The organism is Bradyrhizobium sp. WSM1743 (genome assembly GCF_000473065.1).
In the GTDB taxonomy this organism is placed as follows: domain Bacteria; phylum Pseudomonadota; class Alphaproteobacteria; order Rhizobiales; family Xanthobacteraceae; genus Bradyrhizobium.
In genome coordinates this window covers 1-1,318 of the sequence record NZ_AXAZ01000159.1, presented here as the reverse complement: position 1 = coordinate 1,318, position 1,318 = coordinate 1, and the positions used below count along the sequence as shown (strand labels likewise).

General features: G+C 63.7%; 1 protein-coding gene. It reads left to right on the top strand.

Annotation, left to right across the window (positions count from 1 at the left end):
- Positions 1 to 1,318, top strand: a 1,318-nt coding sequence (locus YU9_RS49500) for a calcium-binding protein (RefSeq protein ID WP_027577400.1), incomplete at both ends; no start/stop codon positions are given.

The following is a 1,318-nucleotide window of genomic DNA, read 5'->3' as shown; positions in this document are numbered from 1 at the left end:
TCGACACTGCGATCTACAACAGCCTCAGCACGGTCACGGGCGGCGTCACCGTCGACATGGCGGCGGGCACGGCGACCGGCGATGCGTCGATCGGCACGGATACGCTGCGTTCGATCGAGGGCATTCAGGGCACCGGCTATGCCGACACCTATGTGGCGACCGGCTTCAACGGCAGCAGCGCCAATGCCGGCTCGTTCGGCAATTTCAACCAGTTCGAGGGCCTCGGTGGCGATGACCAGATCACCGGCAACGGTAACACGCGGCTGCTCTACACGAACGCCACCGGCGGCGTCACCGTCGGCCTGACTGCCGGCTCGGTCACGGGGGATGTGTCGGTCGGGCACGACACCTTCACGGGCGTCAACAGCGTCTATGGCAGCAATTTTGCCGACACTTACGACGCAACAGGCTTCATCGGCTTCAATTCGTTCCAGGGACTTGCCGGCAACGATCTCATCATCGGCAATGGCAGCACCCAGCTGCTGTTCGCCAACGCAACCGGCGGCGTCGTTGTCGATCTCGCCACCGGCACCATCAGTGGGGATGCCTCGGTCGGGTATGACACCATCACCGGTGGCGTGAACGGCGTGTCTGGATCGAACTTCAACGATACGCTGAAGGGGGGCAGCAGTGCCGACAATCTGCTCGGTAACGGCGGCGCCGACACCTTCGTGTATGTGAGCGGCGGCGGTGCCGATTTCATCGGCGACTTCTCGCATGCGCAAGCCGACAAGATCGACCTTTCGGGCGCAGGCATCTACAACCTCGCTGACGTCCAGGCGATCGCCTCGCAGCAGGGATCGAACACGTTCATCAACTTCGGCAATGGCGATAGCCTGACGCTGCAGAACGTCGCTCTCTCGAACCTCACGGCTGCGGATTTCATCTTCGCGCCTGGCGTTCACCTGATCGGCGACGCCAATCCGAACACGCTGGTCGGCACGGTCTATGCCGACAATTTGAGTGGCCTCGGCGGCAACGATGTCCTGCAGGGGCTTGGTGGCAACGACCTCCTGGACGGCGGCCAGGGCTTCGATCGCGCCGATTACGGCGATGCAACGGGAGGCATTACCGCCAATCTTGCGGCAGGCTCCGTGACCGGCCCGGGTGTCGGAACAGACGTGCTGGCCAACGTCGAGGGCATCCTCGGCAGCAACTACGCGGACACATTCAACGCCGCCGGATTTACCGGCTCGACCGGTCTGCCCGGCGTCGCCGCCGGTCAGAGCGAGTTTGAGGGGCGCGGCGGCAACGATATCGTCGTCGGTGCCGTCAACGCTCTCGGGCAGATCGTGACGCGGCTGTCCTATCTGGGAGC